The organism is Bacteroides sp. M10, assembly GCF_014334015.1.
In the GTDB taxonomy this organism is placed as follows: Bacteria; Bacteroidota; Bacteroidia; order Bacteroidales; family Bacteroidaceae; genus Bacteroides; species Bacteroides intestinigallinarum.
In genome coordinates, this window is sequence record NZ_CP060488.1 from 1730587 (window position 1) to 1753557 (window position 22971).

General features: G+C 45.2%; 13 protein-coding genes and 2 pseudogenes. 12 read left to right on the forward strand and 3 right to left on the reverse strand.

The annotated features are described in order from the left end of the window. The first annotated feature begins 28 nt into the window (after positions 1-28). The 8 genes from H8796_RS06290 to H8796_RS06325 all read left to right on the forward strand — a co-directional run bounded on the left by H8796_RS06290 (position 29) and on the right by H8796_RS06325 (position 11879). Positions 29-2140 (forward strand): beta-galactosidase, encoded by a 2112-nt coding sequence (locus H8796_RS06290; RefSeq protein WP_117937433.1) that lies wholly within the window; start codon positions 29-31, stop codon positions 2138-2140. Between the two features lie 16 nt (positions 2141-2156). Beyond that, positions 2157-4436, forward strand: coding sequence for a beta-glucosidase BglX (bglX, locus tag H8796_RS06295; protein ID WP_117937435.1), 2280 nt, complete (start codon positions 2157-2159; stop codon positions 4434-4436). A 169-nt stretch (positions 4437-4605) separates the two neighbouring features. Next, entirely contained in the window at positions 4606-4992 is a 387-nt protein-coding gene (locus H8796_RS06300) for a carboxypeptidase-like regulatory domain-containing protein (RefSeq protein WP_117937437.1), read from the forward strand. Between the two features lie 121 nt (positions 4993-5113). Next, positions 5114-6862: a beta-L-arabinofuranosidase domain-containing protein gene (locus H8796_RS06305; RefSeq protein WP_233530407.1), complete on the forward strand. Its 1749-nt coding sequence runs from the start codon at positions 5114-5116 to the stop codon at positions 6860-6862. A gap of 21 nt (positions 6863-6883) precedes the next feature. Further along, positions 6884-9160 (forward strand): beta-glucosidase BglX, encoded by a 2277-nt coding sequence (gene bglX / locus H8796_RS06310; RefSeq protein WP_117937441.1) that lies wholly within the window; start codon positions 6884-6886, stop codon positions 9158-9160. A 251-nt stretch (positions 9161-9411) separates the two neighbouring features. After that, on the forward strand, positions 9412-9846 hold the full coding sequence (locus H8796_RS06315; protein ID WP_117937443.1) for a hypothetical protein: 435 nt from the start codon (positions 9412-9414) through the stop codon (positions 9844-9846). A 4-nt stretch (positions 9847-9850) separates the two neighbouring features. Continuing rightward, a complete protein-coding gene (tnpB, locus tag H8796_RS06320; protein WP_233530879.1) occupies positions 9851-10192 on the forward strand; it encodes an IS66 family insertion sequence element accessory protein TnpB in 342 nt (113 codons plus the stop codon). Positions 10193-10280: 88 nt separating this feature from the next. Beyond that, positions 10281-11879, forward strand: coding sequence for an IS66 family transposase (locus H8796_RS06325; RefSeq protein ID WP_117937447.1), 1599 nt, complete (start codon positions 10281-10283; stop codon positions 11877-11879). A 183-nt stretch (positions 11880-12062) separates the two neighbouring features. On the opposite strand, the gene H8796_RS06330 is transcribed toward H8796_RS06325, so the two are convergent. From H8796_RS06330 to H8796_RS06340, 3 genes are all read right to left on the reverse strand, one after another. After that, a complete protein-coding gene (locus H8796_RS06330) occupies positions 12063-12239 on the reverse strand; it encodes a TonB-dependent receptor plug domain-containing protein (protein WP_117937448.1) in 177 nt (58 codons plus the stop codon). Positions 12240-12260: 21 nt separating this feature from the next. Further along, entirely contained in the window at positions 12261-12611 is a 351-nt protein-coding gene (locus tag H8796_RS06335; protein ID WP_117937450.1) for a carboxypeptidase-like regulatory domain-containing protein, read from the reverse strand. Positions 12612-12913: 302 nt separating this feature from the next. Then, entirely contained in the window at positions 12914-15760 is a 2847-nt protein-coding gene (locus H8796_RS06340) for an alpha-galactosidase (protein ID WP_117937452.1), read from the reverse strand. A gap of 152 nt (positions 15761-15912) precedes the next feature. On the opposite strand from H8796_RS06340, the pseudogene H8796_RS06345 reads away from it, so the two are divergent. The 4 genes and pseudogenes from H8796_RS06345 to H8796_RS06360 all read left to right on the forward strand — a co-directional run bounded on the left by H8796_RS06345 (position 15913) and on the right by H8796_RS06360 (position 22923). Continuing rightward, positions 15913-16828: pseudogene (locus tag H8796_RS06345) on the forward strand (IS982 family transposase). Between the two features lie 168 nt (positions 16829-16996). Beyond that, complete coding sequence (locus tag H8796_RS06350; protein ID WP_233530412.1) at positions 16997-18106, forward strand: glycerophosphodiester phosphodiesterase family protein; 1110 nt, start codon at positions 16997-16999, stop codon at positions 18104-18106. 31 nt (positions 18107-18137) lie between these two features. Beyond that, entirely contained in the window at positions 18138-21134 is a 2997-nt protein-coding gene (locus H8796_RS06355) for a SusC/RagA family TonB-linked outer membrane protein (protein ID WP_117937456.1), read from the forward strand. Positions 21135-21147: 13 nt separating this feature from the next. Beyond that, positions 21148-22923 (forward strand): annotated as a pseudogene (locus tag H8796_RS06360) (RagB/SusD family nutrient uptake outer membrane protein). Positions 22924-22971 lie beyond the last annotated feature (48 nt).

Below are 22971 nucleotides of genomic sequence, written 5' to 3' on the forward strand. Positions count from 1 at the left end.
TATAGCGATGAAACTTAAAATAATATCCATGAAAAAGTCCTTATTAGTCTTAGCTTTATTGTTTTCATTGGTATCCTTTGCTCAATCTCCGGCCGATAAATCTTTTCCTCCGGAAGAGTTGTTTGCTCTAGGATCTTACTATTACCCCGAGCAATGGGATTCCTCCCAATGGGAACGTGATTTGAAGAAAATGTCGGAGATGGGAATCAAGTTCACCCATTTTGCGGAGTTCGCCTGGGCCATGATGGAGCCGGAAGAAGGAAAGTATGATTTTGAGTGGCTGGATCGTGCCGTCTCTTTAGCAGAGAAATATGGTCTGAAGGTAATTATGTGTACTCCTACTCCCACACCTCCCGTCTGGCTGTCAAAAAAGTACCCCGACATACTGATTCAGCGGGATAATGGAGTTTCTATTCAACACGGACGGCGTCAGCATGCTTCCTGGAGTAGCGACCGTTACCGTCGTTATGTAGAAAACATTGTTTCCCGTCTGGCAATGCGTTATGGCAATCACCCTGCTGTTATCGGCTGGCAGATTGACAACGAGCCGGGACATTACGGAGTAGTGGATTACAGTGAAAATGCACAAATAAAATTCCGTGTCTGGTTACAGAAGAAATACGGCACCATCGACAAACTGAATGATACATGGGGCACCTCTTTCTGGAGCGAAACCTATCAGAACTTCGAGCAGGTTCGCCTTCCCAACCAGCAGGAGGTACCTGAAAAGCCCAATCCTCATGCCATGCTCGACCTGAACCGTTTTATGGCGGACGAATTGGCGGGCTTTGTTAATATGCAGGCAGACATCCTCCGGCGGCATATCCACAAAGACCAATGGATCACTACCAACCTGATTCCTGTTTTCAATCCGGTTGATCCGGTACGGATCGATCATCCGGACTTCCTGACCTACACCCGCTATCTGGTGACCGGACATAATCAGGGAATAGGCAGCCAGGGTTTCCGGATGGGTATTCCGGAAGATCTCGGTTTCTCAAACGACCAGTTCCGTAATCGCGTAGGTAAAGCCTTTGGAGTTATGGAACTCCAACCCGGGCAGGTGAACTGGGGAATGTATAACCCCCAACCTTTACCCGGTGCCGTCCGTATGTGGGTGTATCACGTTTTTGCAGGTGGTGGGAAGTTTGTGTGCAATTACCGTTTCCGTCAACCTCTGAAAGGCAGTGAGCAATACCATTACGGCATGATAATGACCGATGGGGTGACTCTTTCTCCGGGCGGTGAAGAATATGTACGTATTACGCAGGAGATGAAAAAGCTTCGTGCCGCCTACGATAAGAAAAGCCGTATGCCCAAACAGCTGGCTTCCCGACGCATTGGACTGCTTTTCGATATGAACAACTATTGGGAAATGGAGTTCCAGCGTCAGACAGACCAGTGGCGGACGATGCCGCACATACATAAGTATTACAACCTGCTAAAGTCCTTCGCCGCTCCCGTCGATGTGATCTCGGAGAAGGAGGATTTTTCAGATTATCCCTTCCTGATTGCGCCGGCTTATCAGTTGCTTGATAACAATTTGGTAAAACGTTGGACTGAATACGTGAAGAATGGGGGACATCTGATTCTGACCTGCCGTACCGGTCAGAAAGACCGTGACGCCAAATTGTGGGAGGCTCCTTTAGCGGCTCCTATTCATCAACTGGCCGGAATAAACAGCTTGTACTATGACCATCTGCCTCACAGTCTCTACGGAAAAGTAGATTTCGGCAGTGAGGAATACGCCTGGAACAATTGGGCGGACGTACTAACCCCGGCTGCCGGAACAGATGTGTGGGCTGTGTATGCGGACCAGTTTTATAAGGGAGCTGCTTCCGTGATACACCGTAGGCTGGGTAAAGGAACGGTCACCTATATCGGAACGGATACCGATGACGGCAAATTGGAGAAAGAAGTAGTACGTCGTGTATATACGGAAGCCGGCGTACCGACTGAAGATTTACCGTACGGAGTGGTGAAGGAATGGCGTGACGGTTTTTACATCGCCTTGAATTATACGTCGGACATTCAGGAAATAGTCATTCCCGATGAGGCAGAAGTACTGATTGGCAGTGCACGCCTTGAACCTGCGGGAGTAGTGGTGTGGAAAGAAAAATCGGACAACAAGTATAAATAACCCAATAACAAGAAAAATGAAGATAAGAAATCTTATATCTTGCGCCCTTTGCGGGCTTACTCTCTTTGCCTGCTCACCATCCGGGGGAGGGAAAGATAGGGAAATGGACCGTTTCATTACCGACTTAATGGACCGGATGACTCTCCGTGAGAAACTCGGACAATTAAACCTGCCTTCGGGCGGTGATCTCGTGACAGGTTCGGTGATGAACGGTGAACTTAGCGATATGATTCGCAAACAGGAAATAGGCGGCTTCTTCAATGTCAAGGGGATCCAGAAAATTAATGCCCTGCAACACCTTGCGGTAGAAGAAAGCCGGTTGAAAATACCTCTACTTGTAGGTGCAGACGTTATCCACGGTTACGAAACTATTTTTCCAATCCCATTGGCACTGTCCTGTAGTTGGGATACGCTGGCCGTCGAACGTATGGCACGCATCTCCGCCATTGAGGCCAGCGCAGACGGTATTAACTGGACATTCAGCCCGATGGTCGATATTTGTCGTGATGCCCGTTGGGGACGTATCGCAGAAGGGAACGGAGAAGATCCTTACCTGGGTTCTTTAATGGCAAAAGCGTATGTGCGTGGTTATCAGGGAAACAATATGCAAGGCAACGATGAAATTCTTGCCTGCGTGAAACATTTCGCACTTTATGGGGCGTCCGAATCGGGACGCGATTACAATACAATGGATATGAGCCGACTACGTATGTATAACGAATATCTGGCTCCTTATAAAGCTGCCGTTGACGCTGGTGTAGGCAGCATCATGAGCTCGTTTAATATCGTTGACGGTATTCCTGCCACAGCCAACAAATGGTTACTGACCGACCTGCTCCGGAATGAATGGGGCTTCGGAGGACTATTGGTAACAGATTACAATTCGATAGCCGAAATGTCCTCCCATGGTGTCGCCCCTCTGAAGGAAGCCTCCATTCGCGCTTTACAGGCAGGAACGGATATGGATATGGTTTCATGCGGGTTCCTCAATACATTGGAGGAATCCCTGAAAGAAGCGAAGGTAACGGAAGAGCAGATTAATATGGCTTGTCGCCGTGTATTGGAAGCCAAATATAAACTGGGACTGTTCTCCAATCCGTATAAATATTGCGATGCCCTGCGTGCCAAAGAGAAACTTTATACGCCTGAACACCGTTCTGCTGCACGTGCGATTGCAGCTGAAACATTTGTTCTGTTGAAGAATGACAACAACCTGCTTCCACTTGAACAAAAAGGCAGGATTGCCCTGATCGGTCCAATGGCAGACGCACGTAATAATATGTGCGGTATGTGGAGCATGACATGTACGCCGTCTCGTCACAGAACATTGTTGGAAGGAATTCGCGCGGCAGCGGGTGACAAGGCTGAAATTCTATATGCGAAAGGCAGCAACATATATTATGATGCGGAAACAGAAAAAGCAGCTACGGGCATTCGCCCGCTGGAACGTGGAGACAACCGGGAACTGTTGGACGAGGCTTTACGCGTGGCTTCCCGTTCAGACATCATTGTTGCCGCTTTGGGTGAATGTGCGGAAATGAGCGGTGAATCGGCTTCACGCACCAGTCTTGAGATACCCGATGCACAACAGGATTTATTGAAGGCTTTAGTGAAGACGGGCAAACCTGTCGTACTTCTTCTGTTCACGGGACGTCCTTTAGTCTTAAACTGGGAGGATGCGAATGTTCATTCCATATTGAATGTCTGGTTTGGCGGTAGCGAAACAGGGGACGCGGTTGCCGATGTATTGTTTGGCAAGATCACTCCAAGTGGCAAACTGACAACTACCTTCCCGCGTTCAGTGGGACAGCTGCCGTTATTCTACAATCATTTGAATACGGGTCGTCCTGATCCCGACAGTCGTATGTTCAACCGCTATGCCAGCAATTATCTGGATGAGAGCAATGAACCTCTGTATCCGTTCGGATATGGTTTGAGTTATACGGACTTTGTTTATGGTGAGTTGCAGATTAGCTCGGAAACCTTGCCTAAAAATGGTGAGTTGACTGTGTCTGTCACTGTAACAAACAAGGGGAACTACGATGGTTACGAAACGGTACAACTGTATCTTCGTGATATTTATGCGGAGATCGCCCGTCCGGTGAAAGAGCTGAAAGGTTTTGAACGCGTCTTCCTGAAGAGCGGGGAAAGCCGTGATGTTAAGTTTGTTATTACGGAAGATGACTTGAAATTCTATAATTCCGAATTACATTATGTTTACGAACCCGGAGAATTTGATGTTATGGTAGGACCGAACTCCCGTGATGTACAAACAAAAAGTTTCCAAGCAAAATAAAATAACATCTGAGCAGGTGAAAACATTTGTGTTCGTGGGTATACTTCTCCTATATTAGTATTATCGAACTAGTTTTTGTCAGTTCTAGTGTTTAATTTTAAAGTTTCGGTAAAAAATTATCAAAGCATTGATAAACGATTAAAAATCAATTAATTCAATAAGTACACTTATGAAAGAAAATTTAGGTTTATCACGAACCATCATGGTCTTTCTTATGGCGATGTTGTGCTTTCCATGGGCAATAGCACAAACCATCACTGTAACCGGTACCGTTATGGATTCTGAGAAGGAACCCCTCATTGGAGTTTCTGTCGTACAAAAGAACGCCCGCACTAACGGTGTTGCCACCAATTCTGATGGCAAGTTTACAATCAAAGTTCCTCAAAATGCTACATTAATATTTAGCTATATAGGTTATATGGTATATAACGAGCATGAGGCGACGTTACCCATTGCAACCGTTGATGGTCCATATTATCGTTGGACTGATGTAAAGAATTATTTTGAGAGTATAATATTCGGAGTCCTTACAAAGACCTCGGATACTAAAAACTAATAAGATGAAGTTTAGATTTTGGATATGCTCAGCCTTGGTTATCGGAGCGATGTCTTCTACCATGATGGCTGAAGAAAAAAAAACGACACTAGGGATTCAAAATGTGAGAATTGATGGTTATGTGGGCAATCGCATCAACAATAGTATTGCTAACATCACTATGCCTGTAGATATCGACCTCTTGGTGCAACCATTCCGTACACAAGATGAAACCCAAAACCGATGGCAATGTGAATTCTGGGGCAAATGGGTGCAAGGCGCTATTGCTTCCTATCGATATCACGTCGATGACACCTTGTATGAAAAAATCGAGAAATCGGTGACATTGATGATTGCATTGCAGTTGCCCAATGGTTACATAGGCAATTATGATAAGGAGCACCAACTCCAAGGATGGGACGTGTGGGGTCGCAAGTACACCACGCTTGGCTTCCTCAAGTGGTATGACCTCACTGGCGACAAGAAAGCTCTTGATGCTGCTTGCAGATTGATTGACTATACAATCACTCAGCTTGGTCCGAGTGCTACACCTGTTTACACTACAGGTTGCTACAAGGGCATGGCTTCCGGTTCAATACTAGAGCCCGTGGTAATGCTTTACAACGTCACTAAGAATAAGAAATATCTCAATTTTGCCGAGTATTTGGCTTATAGCCTTGACGAAGTGGGCGGTCCACAACTCATCACACTTGCTGACACCCGTCTCGATCGTCGTTTCCCAGTGGATGAATCCGACTGGTGGAGCAACGATAATGGTCAGAAGGCCTATGAGATGATGTCGTGCTATGTAGGGTTCCTTGAGTTGTATAAGGTGACTGGTGAAACTCGCTACCTTGACGCTGTGGAAAAGGTAGTGAAGCGTATCATGGATGAAGAAATCAACATCTGTGGCTCGGGTGCAGCATCGGAATGCTGGTTTGGCGGTAAGCAACGTCAGACTGAGCCTAACATCGATGCAATGGAGACTTGTGTCACTTTTACTTGGATGCAACTTAACAAGCGCCTACTCGAAATTACCGGAAAGCCCGTTTATGCTGAAAACATCGAAAAAAGCATATTCAATGCACTCCTTGCAAGCATGAAGTGTGATGGCACTGAAATTGTAAAGTATCTCCCGCTTGAGGGATTCCGTATGGGTGCTGACGGACAGTGTGATATGCCATTACACTGTTGCAATGCCAATGCTCCTCGCGCTTTCGCAATGATTCCACGCTATGCTTATCGGGTTCAAGATGGTGCCGTTGATGTAAACTTGTTCACACCATCTTCTGCTGAAGTGAAGGTGGGCAAAAATGTGGTAAAACTCACAATGACTACTGATTATCCCCAAAAGGGCAATTCGGAAATCACTGTAAAATGCAAGAAGAAACTAGCATTTGCAATACGTGTGCGCATCCCTAAATGGGCAGAAGATGTCTATATTCAAGTGAACGGCAATTCAATCAATGGTGTAGTTGCCGGTGAATATGCTGTAATCGACCGCACTTGGAATAATGGCGATAAAGTGACTATCAACTTTGAAATGACACCTCAATTGGTTATGCTTAACAATCATCAGGCAATTATTCGCGGCCCAATCACTCTTGCTCGTGATAGTCGCTTCAGTGATGGATTTGTGGACGAAGCTTGTATTATACCTACCAACAAGAATGGCAAGGTGGAACTACGCAAAAGTGCAATACCAGAAAATATGTGGATGGCCTATGAAATTGTAGTACCTGTAGGTACCTATAACAACGACGGTCAGATGCCCACACGTACTATCCACCTTTGCGATTTTGCTTCAGCATGTAATGATTGGAACTTCAATGGACGCTATCGCGTATGGCTTCCAAGACCCATCGAAGTTCGCTTCCAACCTCGTAGATAATAATAGACAACAATATAAGAGATGAATATTATGAAACTCTCCCTTATTGCAATGGTATCACTGGTAATGATGCCAATTGCACAAAGCAAAGATACTAAAATGAATACGTTCATCGACAAATTAATGTCGCAGATGAGCATTGAAGAAAAAATTGGTCAGCTTAACTTGCTCCCTGCTCCCACCGAGATTGTAACAGGAACAAAACAAACCGACGATTTTATAGATAAAATTCGCAAAGGAGAAGTGGGTGGTGTGCTCAACTGCAAAGGCGTAAAAAATGTTCTCGAACTCCAACGACTCAATATTGAGAATCACCGATTGCGCATTCCCATGATTGTGGGTATGGATGTTATTCACGGGTTTGAGACTATTTTCCCTATTCCCCTAGCTCAAGCATGCTCTTGGGATACAGTTGCAGTAAAGGCTAGTGCACGCATCAATGCTATTGAGGCAACTGCCGACGGACAAATGTGGACCTACAGCCCAATGGTTGACATTTGTCGCGATCCTCGTTGGGGACGTATGGCAGAAGGTTATGGTGAAGACCCATTTCTTGGCAGTGCAATGGCCAAAGCTTTGGTTGAAGGATACCAAGGCACTGACCTTACCGACCATACCACGATGATGGCTTGCGTGAAGCACTTTGCCCTTTATGGTGCATCAGAAGCTGGTCGTGACTACAACACAGTGGATATGAGTCGTGTGAATATGTACAACTACTTCCTTCCTCCTTACAAGGCGGCAATAGAAGCCGGTGCCGGTTCGGTAATGTCATCATTCAATGTCGTTGATGGTGTCCCTGCTACTGCCAACAAATGGCTCCTCACCTCTCTTCTTCGCAATGAGTGGAAGTTCGGTGGTTTTATTGTTACCGACTATGCATCAATTTTTGAGATGACAGCCCACGGCATTGGCAACCTAAAAACATCTGGAGCGTTAGCGCTCAAGGCTGGTACCGATTTTGACATGGGTGCAGAGTCGTTTATTTGCCACCTTAAGGAGGCTCTTGACGAAGGACTAGTAACCGAGGAAGAAATTAACAAAGCTTGCCGTCGCATGCTTGAAGCAAAATGGAAACTGGGTCTTTTCGAAGATCCATACCGCTACTGCGACCTCAACCGCTTTAATAAGGATGTTTATAACGAGAAACATCTTGCTGCTGCACGCGAAATGGCTGCCAAAACTTTTGTCCTACTTAAAAATGACGGCGTTCTACCATTGGCAAAGAAAGGCACTATCGCTCTTGTGGGTCCAATGGCTGATACACGCACCCACATGGCAGGCATGTGGAGCGTGGCAGCTGTTCACGAACGCCACGAGACCCTGAAAGAATCAATGACTAAGGCACTTAAAGGTACCGGAGCAAAACTGCTATATACAAAAGGCTGCAACTTCGTACACAACGCCGAACAAGAAGCTATCATCTGCCGTTATGGTCATTCCATTCGTGATAATCGTAGTGAAAAAGAAATGCTCCACAAGGCACTTGAAATTGCCAAGAAGGCCGACGTAATACTCTTTGCTGGTGGTGAAGCATCGGAAAGCTCGGGTGAAAGCAGTTCGCGTTCAAGTCTTGAAACCTACGATGCCCAGCACAATCTCCTTATTGAGCTCAAAAAACTTGGTAAACCCATTGTAATGCTCAACTTCTCTGGACGAAGCACTATTCTCAATTGGGAGGACGCCAACCTCAATGCCATTCTCAATGTGTGGTTTGGTGGTAGCAAAGCTGGTGATGCTATTTGTGACGTTGTGTTTGGCAACAAGTCTCCAAGTGGACACCTTGTTACTACATTCCCAAAGAGTGAAGGTCAAATTCCACTATACTACAATCATTTGAATACAGGACGCCCTGCTACAAAAAAGTGGTTTCAACTTTATACATGCAGTTACATGGATATTGACAATGAGCCACTCTATCCATTTGGCTACGGTTTGTCATATACCACTTTTGAATATGGCGACATAGTGCTTGACACAAATGAAATGACTGAAATCGGAAAAATCAAAGTCAGTGTAAGGGTTGCTAATACTGGTAATTATGATGGTGCTGAAGTTGTACAACTTTACATCCGCGATGTCTTTGCAAGCATCTCTCGCCCAGTGAAGGAACTTAAAGGATTCAAGCGCATTGACCTCAAGAAAGGCGAAAGCCAAGTGGTGGAATTTGAAATCACTGCTGACCTTCTTAAGTTCTACAATAGTAGCTTGAAGTATGTGTGCGAACCTGGTGATTTTGAACTGATGATCGGTCCCAACAGCCGCGACACTAAATCGGTCAACATCACTCTTAAGTAAAAATCAATGAGGGTGTTCGAAAAATGAATTGTATCCTAAAAAAATGGACAGTAAATTATTAACTTATCGTGAAAGAGTTTGGTATTGCACCAGACTCTTTTTCTTTTAACCTAAATTTGATTCTCTTATTGTTGTAACGGTCTAATATTCCTCTAAAGCCTTTATAAGTAAGCGTCTGAATAAATCCATCTTTTTCTAAGCCTTTTCCTTTGCTACTTTTGTATCCCTAATTAATCATATCGTTTTCCATTATGATACAGAAGAAGAAGTACATGACGCGCGAGGAATTTGTCAAGATTCTTCGCCGTCAAAAGGCCAGTAATCTGAATGTAACAGATTTTTGTCACAATGAGGGCTTTCATCGCTCCAAGTTCTACGAATGGAGACTGCGTTTTAAGATCACAGATGAAGAGCTTGCTTGTTCTCCCATGGAGGAAATGGTAGGTTTTAGTCCCATCATAATCGAGGACCAGACAGCTTTACCAGTTTCCCATACCGTTCCGGCACCATCTCCTGCCATAGAACCTTACAAGCCAGTGAAACAACCTTGCAAGGTAGTAGACAACTCCGAGATCTCCCTTGAACTTCCCAACGGAATGAAACTGAAATTTAAAGGTCAGTACGGTTGCAAGTCCGCCCTAAATTTTATCTCAAAAATATATAATGCCAATGTTCTGCCTAAATGATAATATGCGTTACTTCCTGTGCGGTGGCTATACTGACATGCGCAAAAGAATTTTCGGTCTCAGCGGCCTTGTTCATGATAAGATGGGTGGTGATGTGAGAAACGGTGATGTCTACCTGTTCGTGAACCGCGCCAAAAACCGTTTGAAATTACTTCATGCGGAAACCGGCGGCTTGGTTCTGTACGAGAAGCTGCTTGAAGAGGGCACTTTTAAACTGCCCGATTACGATCCCGGAACGAAGTCATATCCCATGACCTGGAGCGATCTGGTGATGATGGTTGAAGGTATAAGTGAGGACAAGAAAAACCGCCAGAGGCGTCTGCGGGATCTGAAAAGCAGATGGTGATACTTCGAAAAATACTGAAAATAAACCGTTTGCATGTTTGCTTATCCCATGTTTTTTCATTATCTTTATGTCATAAATAAATCGGGAAATGACAAGGGAAGACACATTACTACAACTGATAGAGTCCTTGAAGGAACAGCTTTCCGCGATGGCGGAGACCAACCGCAAGCAGAATGAAACGATTGTCTCGCAAGCCAGAACAATCGAGGAACTCCGTAGTACGATAGTTGATCTGAACGCTTCACTGGCATGGCTGAAGAGGAAAGTGTTCGGGAAGATGAGTGAAAAATGCAAGCCCATCAATAACGGGGACCCCATGCTCTCTTTTGAATACGGCGGTCTGGAACAGATCGAGGCGGAAATCGAAGAAGCCCGAGGTAAAGCGGCTGCGCAGATTATCGTCCCGAAAGTCCAGGTCGCCGAAAAGACATCCCGCCGTAACCGGGTGATGATGGATGACCTGCCCGTGGTTACTGTCATAATCGAACCGGAAGGCCTTGATCCTGAAAAATACGTCAAGATAGACGAGGAACATACCAGAACGCTGGAAATGAAGCCGGGGTATCTTTACGTGAAAGATACGGTACGGCCCACGTATGCGCTCAAGGATGACACACAAGCGATAGAGAACGGAGAGAAAGCCGTGATAACCGCTCCCATGCCGTTAATGCCCATATACAAGGGAATGCCCGGCGCGTCCATGCTCACGGAGATGCTCCTGCAGAAGTACGTGTATCATGTCCCGTTCTATCGGCAGGTGAAACAACTGGAACATCTGGGGGTGAAACTGTCAAGGAAAACCCTGAGCGGCTGGTTCAAGCCTGTCTGCGAACTGCTGAAACCACTTTACATGGAACTTAAAAAGGAAGTGTTGTCTTCCGACTATGTACAGGTCGATGAAACCACACTTCCGGTTATAAACCATGACAAACACAAAGCGGCGAAGGAATATATCTGGATGGTCCGAGCGGCCATGCCGCACCTGCTCTTTTTCCATTATGACAACGGTTCACGCGCACAGAAAGTGGCGGTAGAACTTCTGAAGCCGTTCAAGGGATACCTTCAATGCGACGGCTACTCCGTTTATGATATTTTTGAGGAGAAGGAAGACGTGCATCTGTGTGCCTGCCTTGCGCACGTACGTCGTCATATAGAATCTGGAAAAGAAGAAAATCGGGAATATGCCATGCAGGGACTTAAACTCATACAGGACCTGTATAACGTGGAGCATATGGCCGATGAACAGCAACTATCCTATGAAGAACGTGCAAAATTACGTCAACGGCTGTCTAAACCCGTGCTTGACAGCTTCGAACTATGGCTTGAGAACACGTATCCCAAGGTTCTTAAACGCAGTCTTATGGGAAAGGCCATAGCTTATGCATATCCCCTCATGCCACGAATGAGGCATTATCTGTATGACGGACGGATTTTTATAGATAACAATAGAGCGGAGAATGCACTAAGACCAATAGTGCTGACCAGAAAAAACATGCTGTTCTGTGGAAATCAGGAAGCTGCCGAGAATACGGCGGTTATATGTTCGTTACTCGGCTCGTGCAAGGAATGTGGAGTCAATCCACGCGAATGGTTGAACCATGTCATTACCAAACTACCATATTATCTCGAACCTAAATCGAACAGGGATCTCCGGGAGTTACTTCCAAACAGGTGGACATCTGCATAGGACAAGTCCATGGACTGTCCATGGAAAATCCACGGAAAATCCGTAGACAATCCACTACGCTGTCTCTTCTGAAACACGATAAGTTGCACACAACTGATTAGACCCAACCAGCATCTTACGTTGGTTATGTGTGAGCCAAAAATCCCCAAAATCCAAATATGCAAGATGGAGTTGCTCAACCGCTTACGTTGAAAAAGCGTCTTTGATGATAGAAATGGATTCGATGTTGGCTGGATTCACACGATATAGGTCTCCTTCCACTCCGTTAATCAGCACTAACGGACTACTGCCATTGATGGAGTTGGTTCCACGAATGTTAATGCTGGCACCATTGCCCGGATTACCAGAAGAGGTTGTGATATTTAGTCCTGACGCTTTGCCTTACAACATGTGTGTAGCAGTGGATGCTGAACGGTCAATGAACTCTTTGCTGGAAACGGTAGAGATGACACCGGTCAAGTTGACCCACTTCTGTGTGCCATATCCTACTACAACCACTTCTTCGAGTGTTTTTGTTAAGGTGATATTCAAGAACGATTTTCCTTTTACAGAAATCGTCTTGGTGATCATTCCAACATATGAAACGCTTAGATGAGCACTGGGGTACACCTTGATGGAAAATTTTCCGTCAAGCTCGGAAATCATTTCGTTATTGGTGCCTTCTTCTTTGACAATGGCTCTGATGACAGGCTCACCGTTTGGGTCGGTGATTGCCCCTTCTACGATTTTAATAGATGATTTTTGCTGAGTGTTTTTTTTATGGTTAGCACGATTTTGTTTCCATTCAGGGTGTAAGAAACCGGTGTGCTGTTTATTTTTAACGTAACTTTACGCTTTATGTCGATTTGAGCTAAACAAGTATTTCGTTTCTTTCTTAATCTTTGAAAGGCTTACTTGGATGAAACTTTGTTCTTCATGAAGCGTAACTGTCTTATTTTGTGTAAAACAGTCATATTTAATATAAACAACTGTAGTTTCTCATTGTTTGTAAACTACAGTTGTAAATAATGGAAGTACGAAAAAACGGGGGACCATTAGAGAACTCTATATATTGCTTCTGCTATCTTCTTCATGCCTTCGTCATCGGGATGGGCGATGATGAAATCTTTGGTTACAGTATATGGTTTTCCGTGTATGTTATAAAGAGTGTCTCCGACTTTCGGACGTGAATCATACAAGCGGTCTATCCAGTCAATCGGAATATAAGTGAGTCCATGCATATGCGCAGCGTTGATGATGGCACGTTCTTTTTCATCATCCTTCCAGAAACAGCCGGTGATGACTACTTTGTCTGCTTTCCGCTTGCAATATTCTACCAATCGGAGGATACCTGATTTGAATGCTTCCTTATCTTGTACGTTTTCTCCCAGGCGGATAACGATCACATCCTTGTCTGTAGTGTGAGCGCCAATCAGTGAGTCGATACTGCAATTCAAGTTACGTTCCCAATAGGCGATGTTCAGCGGGGTAAGCACTGTGCCGGGACGGTTTTGCGAGAGCATCTTCTCCAATTGATGGCAATAGTCGTTTTCTTCTTTGGATGCTGCCATGCCCCATTCGGAGAACCATTCGATGTCCGCTTTATATTCGTGGCGGGTGATAGAGTTGCCTAAGCAAAGAACACGTAACGGAGGGCGTTGTTCTATCCGGTTGTCGGAAAATGAGGAAGTTACTTCTTCCAGATAAAGTACGCGGCTGGCATATTCGTTTTGTTTCGAAGGTTCCACTCTGTGGGTAGAGGGAATTTCCAGTCCGTTGTCATTCAGATATGCACCGCTGAAACTTTTACCTTCAAATTTTAAAGGTTCGGTGTCGATGCGGTTCAGCTCATGTACCTTATAATATTTGTCCGGATCAAGTCCTGCCATCTTCACCTGTGGCAAGTGCTGGTTGCAGAAATGTTCCGTTTTCCACCAGTAGAATACGGCTTTGTCCTTTTCCGGCGATACATACATCAGCGAAGCTACGCCCTGTTTGTCATACGGAGAAAGTAAACGGTAAATATCTCCGAACTGTACGACGGGGCGTATTGTTTTGTATTCGGCAATGGCGTTTCTGCACAATGCCTTTTCCTCTTCCGTCATATTCTTGGGCTGTATTTCCATACCTAAGCGTCCGCTCATCGCTACATCAATACGGAACTTCAACGGAACGGAACGCGATGTCTGATGGTTAGGGCTTGCGCTGATATGTGCCCCCATGCCGATGGCGGGGAAGAAATAGGAAGTGCCCCATTGGATGTAGATACGCTGAAGTGCATCTGTATTGTCGCTTGTCCAGAATTCATCGAAGTAGGGTAGTACGCCGTAGTTGACACGTCCTCCGCCGCTGGCGCATGCCTGCATCGTCAGTTGCGGATGGTTGGTGCGGATGCGTCGGCACACGTTCTCAAAGCCCCGGTGGTATTCGATGTTCAGGTGGCTTTGGTTGTCTTTGGTCAGGTATTGCGAACCTTGGGTGATGATGGACATATTGGCGTCCCACTTGATATAGTCAATGTCGGGATAGGAGTTCATCAACTCGTCCACCGTCTGTACGATAAAATCCTGCACTTGCGGGTTGGAAAGGTCGAGCACGACTTGTGTGCCGCCGCGGGCGCATACCACTTCCCGCTCGGGTGCCTTGATAATCCATTCGGGGTGCTTTTCGTACAGTTCGCTTTTGGTATTAGCCATTTCCGGTTCCAGCCAGATGCCGAACCGTATGCCATGTTTCCGGGCGTTGTCAAGTAATGATTGCAGGCCGCCAGGGAGTTTGGTCTTGTCTACGGTCCAGTCGCCCAAAGCATAAGAGTCGTTTTTGCGTGGATATTTGTCGCCGAACCAACCGTCGTCCATTACAAACAATTCGCCTCCCATGGCAGCGATATCACCCATCATCTGGTCCATGCCCTGTTCGTTGATGTCGAAATAGACGCCTTCCCAACTGTTCAGCAGAATTTTGCGGGGAGTGTTCCCGTTGGCGAGTTTATGCAGGCGTGCCCATTGATGGAATTTCCGGCTGCATCCGCTCATCCCTTCGTCGCTGTAGGTCAGTGCCAATGTGGGGGTGCGGAACACTTCTTCTTTTTTCAGATTGTACCAGGAGTTTTCTTCGTTGATGCCGGCGAGGAAATGGTGCCAGTCGTCTTCTTGCGTGTCAATACGCAGTTTGTAGTTGCCGCTGTAGCAAAGTGCTGCACCGATGACGCGTCCCGTGTTCTCCTGCGGTTTGCCGTCGAGCGAGAACATCACTTCTGCATGTGCCGATTGGGAGTTGCGTACCCCGTCCGTGTTTTTGATGACTTTCATACCCGGTTGCAACGCTTCCTGGCAGAGTTGTCCTTCGTTTGCCCAAGCACCGGAAAGATGTGCCAGCCAGACATTGCCACGGCGGACAGGCAGGTAGGCGGAAGCAAACTGCTGAAGTTGGACAGGCTTCTTCTCTTCGTGACGGATTTCAGTCCATGTCTCGATGACATCCGCATCCTGCCATGCTTTGTAGCAGATGTTGACGAAGAAAGGATACACTTTGTCTTTCAGTTCTATCACCGTCAAAATGGCATTTTCTTCTGTAAGGCGTGTTTCTTTTACGCCTATGACTGCCATTTGAAGTGTCAGGTTGCCGTCGGCATGGCGGATGGATAATGCCGTTTCGCATGGATATCCGATTCCGTAGGCGGGATAAGCATTTCTCCCGCGTGCTGTTTCGCAAATGCTTCGGATATCCGCATCGGAGGTGCGTGAGCCGTAATACAGTTGTTCCGGTGTACCGCCGTTTGGTGCCGAGAGGAGCAACTGTGTATGGGGAGTGGATATGGAAACATTTTGCGCTGGCAGAAGTGTAGACAACAGCCAGACGGAAATTAGGAAAAACAGACTTTTTTTGTTCATAATTATCATAATAGTAAATTACACTAGTGTCCCATTAAAACTGGGACAAATTAAAAATTACCCCAGTTCGGGATAAGAAATAGTTCATAAAAAAGTTGGTAGTCTCATAAATATTTTGTACCTTTATAACTGAAAATTAAACAGTTACAAACATATTTAATATGACTACCGATTACAAAGTTACAGAATTATTTTGTATAATAGACGAGTTTTGCAAACATTTTTTTTGCAGAAAATGCAGGAAATCTACTTGAAGACAATAGCGGAGTCAAGCGTAGACGTCGCCAAGCGTCGTTGTCCGACAGTGAAATCATGACCATTCTGTTGTATTTTCATTTTGGTACATTCCGCAATTTCAAGCACTACTACCTGTTCTTCATTAAGGGTACGATGAAGTCTTATTTTCCGAAAGCCGTGTCGTACAACCGCTTTGTGGAGTTGGAAAGCCGCGTGTTCTTCCAGCTCATGTTCTTCCTTAATCTGGGAGCTTTCGGAAGATGTACCGGCATAACATTCGTTGATTCCACGATGATACCCGTATGCCATAATCTCAGGAGATATGCCAATAAGGTATTCAAGGGAATTGCTACTGACGGAAAAGGAACAATGGGTTGGTGCCATGGCTTTAAGCTCCACCTTGCGTGCAATGACAGAGGCGAGATAATAGCCTTTGTCCTTACAGGCGCAAATGTCAGCGACAAGGATCCGAATGTGTTCAAGGTTCTCGCTAAACGTTTGTATGGCAAGCTGTTCGCTGACAAAGGCTATATTTCGCAGAAGCTGTTTGACTTCCTCTTTGAGGATGGAATACAGCTGGTGACAGGGTTGCGCGTAAACATGAAAAACAAGCTGATGCCGTTCTATGACAGAATGATGCTGCGCAAGAGATACATTATCGAAACCATTAACGACATGCTGAAGAATACTGCACAGATTGTACACTCACGCCATAGATCTGTAAGCAACTTTATCATGAACCTTATTTCAGCATTGGGAGCATATTGCTTCTTCGACAATAAGCCAAAGGCATTGCAGGGATACTGCATCGAAGACACCAAACAGCTGTCACTATTCTAAGGGCAAAACAACTTCTTTCAGCTTTCTGTTATTACCCACTCCTAATGGCATGGGGAGGAGGCGTATTCACGCTGCATTTATATTGTATAAGACACTCGGTTATCCCGAACTGGGGTATTACTGCATTTTTTTGTTCCGGAAAAAGGAAGAAGAACAAAGCGCCAGCCTATAAGCTGGATCTGCTGTTGGGCTATTCTACTGGGAATAGTTTGCAACGCTTGCTCTGACGACGATCCTGTGAAAAAGAATCCTTACCTGCAAGTGAGTACTCGTGCCATGCTGAAAGAGGTGGTAGAGGTCAAATTCAACAACATTGATGGAAATACCGATATTACTGTCGATTTTGGTGACGGGACGGTTAAGGAGGGGAAAGCTGCCACCCCTATCACTTATGCCTATACCCAGAGTGGTGACTATACACTACACGTTACGGCAGGTCAGTATGAGGTGCAGAAGAGAATCCGCATCTATAATCTGTTGGCGCTGACGGAGGCGATGAAGCAATTCAGAGAGCCGAATAACAAAAAAGTATGGGTCATGACACACCGGGCACATACGTCCGACAGAACTGTTCCCGAGAATTCAGTCTCTTCCGTAGAGGATGCCATTGATTCAGGAGCTGAAGTGATTGAGTGTGATACTCATGTGACAAGTGACGGAGTGGTAGTGGTATGCCATGACCAGACGATCAATGCTACTACGAACGGCACAGGCGACATCACGAAAATGACCTATGCGGAATTACAAAACTACAACCTGAAAGACCGGAATGGTCGGGTAACCGACGAAAAGATGCCTACTTTGGAAGAGTTTCTGAAAGCAGGACGCGGTAGAATCTATTACAATCTCGACTACTCTCCGCGTACAGCTACTTCGCAACAAGTGGTGGATATCGTGATGAAACTGGATATGATGGAATCTGTATTCTTCTACTGTAACAGTGCGCAGAAAGCGGAAGAAGTATTGGGCATTACTCCCAAGGCACATGTGTATACATGGACAGGAAGTCATAAACCGATGATAGGATTACCGGGCAACTACTTCGTGCAATACAGCTACCTGACGAATGGGAAAAGCACTCCTTTGGGAAGTTCAATCAATGATGGAATGCTTGCTACGGTGAATATGCTTCCTGCCAGTGGCAGTAGTGTGTCCGAATGGACGTTGAACGAGACTTATCTGGATGAACTCTTGCAAATCTATCCGATGGTATGTATGATACAAACGGATTTACCGGACTTGTTGATTCCGGCATTACAGGCAAGAGGGCTTCGTTAACTTTATCATCTAATATAAAAATCATCTATTTATGAGAAATATTTATTGTAGAACATGTACCTGTCTGTTAGGTATATTGCTGATGCTGTTTTCCGGCATCCAGGCAAGAGGAGCTTCCTGGGAAGTGCAGCAGGAACGTAAAATATCCGGTACGGTGATCGATGAAAAGGGGGAACCTGTCATCGGAGCTTCGGTGGTGGTTGTAGAGACAAAGCAAGGTAGCATTACCAATATGGACGGTAAATTTCAGGTGAGTGCTCCGCAGAACGGACATTTAAAAATCTCTTATATCGGTTATGAAACACAAGAAGTGGCTATCAAGGACCGGCAATTACTAAAAATTGTGTTGAAAGAAGAATCCACTGCTTTGAATGAAGTGGTAGTGGTGGGGTATGGTACGATGAAACGGAAAGAAATGACTTCGGCTATTTCGCATGTCGGTGCGAAAGACCTGAATCAAATATCTAGTCTTGATGCTTCCATGTTGTTGCAGGGAAAGGTATCCAGTGTCTCTGTTTCCAATACGGCTTTGGCCGATCCGAATAGTACGGGAAGTATTCAGATTCGTGGTATATCATCACGTAATGCCGGATTGGGTCCGTTGATTGTTGTAGATGGAGTGCCGGGAGGTGATATGACGAATATTAATCCTGCGGATATTGAATCTATCGATGTGTTGAAGGATGGTGCTGCTTCCGCTATTTATGGTACACGGGGTAGTAACGGTGTTATCCTTGTTAATCTGAAAAAAGGAACCCGTGACGGAGAAGTGCATACTACTTACAGTGCTGCCGTCACTTTCAATAAAGCAAAGAAAGAGCTGGACATTATGAATGCGGAGGAATATCGTGCTTATCGTACGGTGTCTAATCCACTTTCCGATATGGGAGCCAGTACAGACTGGTTTGATGCCGTTACCCGTTTGGGAGTGACACACATGCACACGTTAACCTTCTCCGGAGGTAATGCGAGGACCAATTATCGCGTAACAGCCGATTATCGTAAAGCGCAGGGAATCGACTTGCGTTCCGACCGTCGGGAATATGGTGCACGTGCCACCATCAGCCACACAACGAAAGATGGCCTGTTTACGTTCGCAGCCAATATGACTCCCCGCGTCATCGACCGGAACAAGTCAGCCAGTGTGTATGGCAGCGTTATTAAGAATAATCCGACGATGCCGGTTTATGATTCCGAATCAGCTAATGGGTACTATCGTTTTCCGTCCGGAGGAGATAGCTCGAATATTGTTGAGCAATTGAACGAGGAAGAAAATGGTACGGAGATTAAATTGCTGGAATGGAATGCTACTGCTACCGTTAATTTGCTGCCGTTGTTTAATCCAACAAACCCGAATATGGTCTTGAAATCACAGGTTACTGTTTCACAGTATCAGGTGGATAAGTTCAACGGATGGTTCATACCATCTACTTACGGTCCTAATGTGAATTCGGGCGTTGCCGGAAAAGCGAGCCGAGACTTTGATAAAAACACCAATAACAATCTGGAATGGGTGACCAACTTCTCTACACGTATTAAGGATCACCAAATCCGTGCAATGGTAGGTTATAGTTATAATTACGGTGTAAGTTCGGGTATGGGAGCCGAAAACTGGGATTTCTCTTCCGACGGATTGACGTATAATAATCTGGGCTCCGGTCTGGAAGCAGCCAAAGAGGGAAAGACCATGATGAGTTCTTATAAGAATGACCATAAGCTAATCAGTTTCTTCGGACGTGTCAATTATGACTGGAAAGAGCGCTATCTGTTTACTTTCTCTTTACGTCACGAGGGCTCTTCCCGTTTCGGTGAGAATCATAAATGGGGTAATTTCCCGGCTGTGTCTGTCGGCTGGCGTATTTCGGATGAGAAGTTTATGAAAGGATTTTCATGGATTGATGACTTGAAAGTGCGTTATGACTATGGTGTAACCGGTAATCAGGAAATAGGTAACTACCAGTCTTTGGCTACTTATAAGGCTTATGGCTGGTATCAGTATGGGGGCAACAACTTCCATGTATGGGGGCCGAGTAAGAATGTCAATTCGGAACTTCGTTGGGAGAAGGGACACAACCAGAATATCGGTTTGGACTTCTCGCTTTTTAAACACAAGGTGACCGGTTCATTTAACTATTTTCACCGTAAGCAAAGCGACTTGCTCGGTAGCTATTCCGTATCGGTTCCACCTAATTTGTTCTCTACAATCTATGCCAATGTAGGTACATTGCGCAATACCGGTTTCGAGCTTGATATAACTGTTAATGCTGTTCGGACAAAAGACTTTACTTATAGTTTCACATTAGTAGGTGCTACTAATAATAATAAGTTTGTCAGCTTCTCCAATGATGTGTACAAGGGACAGAAATATTACTCTACCTGTAATATGGCAAACCCCAATAATCCGGGATATTTGCAGCGGATTGAAGAGGGAGAGCGTATCGGTAACTACTTCACATACCGTTATGCGGGAGTGGATAAAAAGGGTGACTGGTTGATTTATGACAAGAAGGGAAATGTAATCCCTGTATCCCAAGGTACGGAAGAAGACAAAGCAGTGACCGGAAACGGTTTGCCGAAATTCACCGGTTCTATGACGCACAACTTCACTTATAAGAACTTCGATTTGACTGTTGCTCTCCGCGGTGCTGCCGGATTTGACATCTTTAACGTGCACGATTTCTATTTCGGATTACAGAGTATGAGTACCAATCAGTTGACCACCGCTTATTCGAAGAATGCACATATTACAACAGGTAAGAATGTGATTACCGACTATTTCATCGAACCGGGTGATTACCTGAAGATAGACAACATTACTTTAGGATATACGATGAACCTGAATAAGAAGTACATCGAAAAGATACGCCTGTTCGGTACAGCTAACAATCTTTATACGTTTACGAAATTTACGGGTGTAGATCCTTCTACATACGAAGTGAATGGACTGACACCGGGTACTTTCGGAGGAGGATACAACTATTATCCATCTGCTTTCCAGTTTATTTTAGGTTTACAAGTAAGTTTTTAAAAGAAAAACAATTATGAGAATAACAAAATATATTATAGGATTGGGTATGATGGCAGGTACAGTGTTAGGCCTACCGTCTTGTACTGATCTGTCGGAAACGGTGTATGACCAGGTAATGTCCAAGAACTATTATAACACGAAACAGGATGTTATCAACGCTGTCTTCCGTCCTTTTGAACACATGTACTGCTGTATCTGGATACGTCATGAGAATGAAGAACTACCGGCGGACCAACTGATTACTCCTACTCGTGGTACTTGGTGGTACGATGGAGGACTGTGGGAAATGTATCATCGTCATCAATATGATGATATCAATCAAGGGGACTGGTTGAGTGAATGGGACAACTTTTATGTAGGCATTGGTCAATGCAATATGGTATTGGATGACTTGGCACAGTTGAACCCGTCTAATTTTGGTTTAAGCGACAGTGAATTTGAAAGTTTTAAAGCGCAGCTGCGTTGTATGCGTGCCTGGGGGTATCTCCGTTTGTTGAATACACATCGCAACTGTATTCTAACAACCACATCGGATCAGGCAGTGAACGAACTACCGGAGAACCGGAAACAAGTTTCTCCGCAGGTGATGTTCGATTTCATCGAAAGTGAATTGAAAGACTACTGTCTGACAGCTTTACCCTCCAAGAGTGGACAATCCGGCAATGGCAGCCAGCAGGGACAGTTTACCAAAGCTGCTGCGGCATCTTTATTGGTACGCCTCTATCTGAATGCAGAAGTATGGATCGGCCAGGCCAAATGGCAGGAATGTATCGATATGTGTAAACGTATCACTGGGGGAGAGTTCGGATATTATACGATTGCTGATAATTGGTATGAACCTTTCGATTGGAATAATGAAATGTGCAATGAGGTAATCTTTGGTTTCCCCGGTTCTTATGGACTGACCAGCTGGCATTTGCAAAATGACAGAAGAACGGTTTACGGCCGTGGTTTGCCTTATGGCAGTGCGTATTACCTGAAGATAGAAGGAAATGGTGAACGGAATCCAAAATATGCGCTTTCACCAAGTTATGACAACCAGTAACCACGAGAACTGTTTGATTATAGCTTGGGAATGGTTACCCGGAAGTTTGCTAAATATCAGGGAGATATACGATATAAGCAATATATAAACACGGGTAATAACACACGCGAAGGTATGTTCTTTCTTGAAGGTAAGATTGCCAACTCTGCTGTCAGTGGAGGATATGCCAAGAATCCGGATAATCAATATGTGATTTATTTGCGTGACCAAGTCGGACGATTTGAGGGAAATGCAGAGTCTGGTTATATCTCTAATCCGGCTTATAAGGAATCCAAGTTAGGCAATGGTGATTTCAATTCAGGACTTTACTGTGTGAAGTATCCTTTCTATCCGTTTACCGGAGGTTATTATATCGAGTCTGACTACACGGAGATTCGTTTGGCCGAGATTATTTATTCGCAGGCTGAATGTCTTCTCCGTCTCGGACAAGCGGGTGAGGCCGGCAAGTTGCTGAACAGCGTGCGTAAACGCAACTACGAAAACTTTACAGCGAATATCGCTTATCAGCCGGAAGGTAACGTTGTGCTCGATCTGAAAGAAATGTTGGATGAGTGGGGACGGGAATTTCTGGCGGAAAGTCGTCGGCGTACAGATCTGATCCGCTTTGACAGGTATCAGGAAGCATGGTGGGATAAATCACGGGATGCAGACGATCATTATGAGTTGTTCCCCTTGTCGCAGACGCAACTGGAACAGAATGAATTTCTGAAACAGAATCCCGGTTATCCGGATATTTCCCGGTGAAATCGGTGAATTTGTGATTATTCTTATCTAATGTACAAGTTAAAAAAG

What these genes read in the sequence shown, in the direction of transcription:
- H8796_RS06290 (WP_117937433.1), top strand. Translation starts at nt 29, where the DNA reads ATGAAAAAGTCCTTATTAGTCTTAGCTTTATTGTTTTCATTGGTATCC.
- bglX (WP_117937435.1), top strand. Translation starts at nt 2,157, where the DNA reads ATGAAGATAAGAAATCTTATATCTTGCGCCCTTTGCGGGCTTACTCTC.
- H8796_RS06300 (WP_117937437.1), top strand. Translation starts at nt 4,606, where the DNA reads ATGAAAGAAAATTTAGGTTTATCACGAACCATCATGGTCTTTCTTATG.
- bglX (WP_117937441.1), top strand. Translation starts at nt 6,884, where the DNA reads ATGAATATTATGAAACTCTCCCTTATTGCAATGGTATCACTGGTAATG.
- H8796_RS06315 (WP_117937443.1), top strand. Translation starts at nt 9,412, where the DNA reads ATGATACAGAAGAAGAAGTACATGACGCGCGAGGAATTTGTCAAGATT.
- tnpB (WP_233530879.1), top strand. Translation starts at nt 9,851, where the DNA reads ATGCGTTACTTCCTGTGCGGTGGCTATACTGACATGCGCAAAAGAATT.
- H8796_RS06325 (WP_117937447.1), top strand. Translation starts at nt 10,281, where the DNA reads ATGACAAGGGAAGACACATTACTACAACTGATAGAGTCCTTGAAGGAA.
- H8796_RS06340 (WP_117937452.1), bottom strand. Translation starts at nt 15,760, where the DNA reads ATGATAATTATGAACAAAAAAAGTCTGTTTTTCCTAATTTCCGTCTGG.
- H8796_RS06355 (WP_117937456.1), top strand. Translation starts at nt 18,138, where the DNA reads ATGAGAAATATTTATTGTAGAACATGTACCTGTCTGTTAGGTATATTG.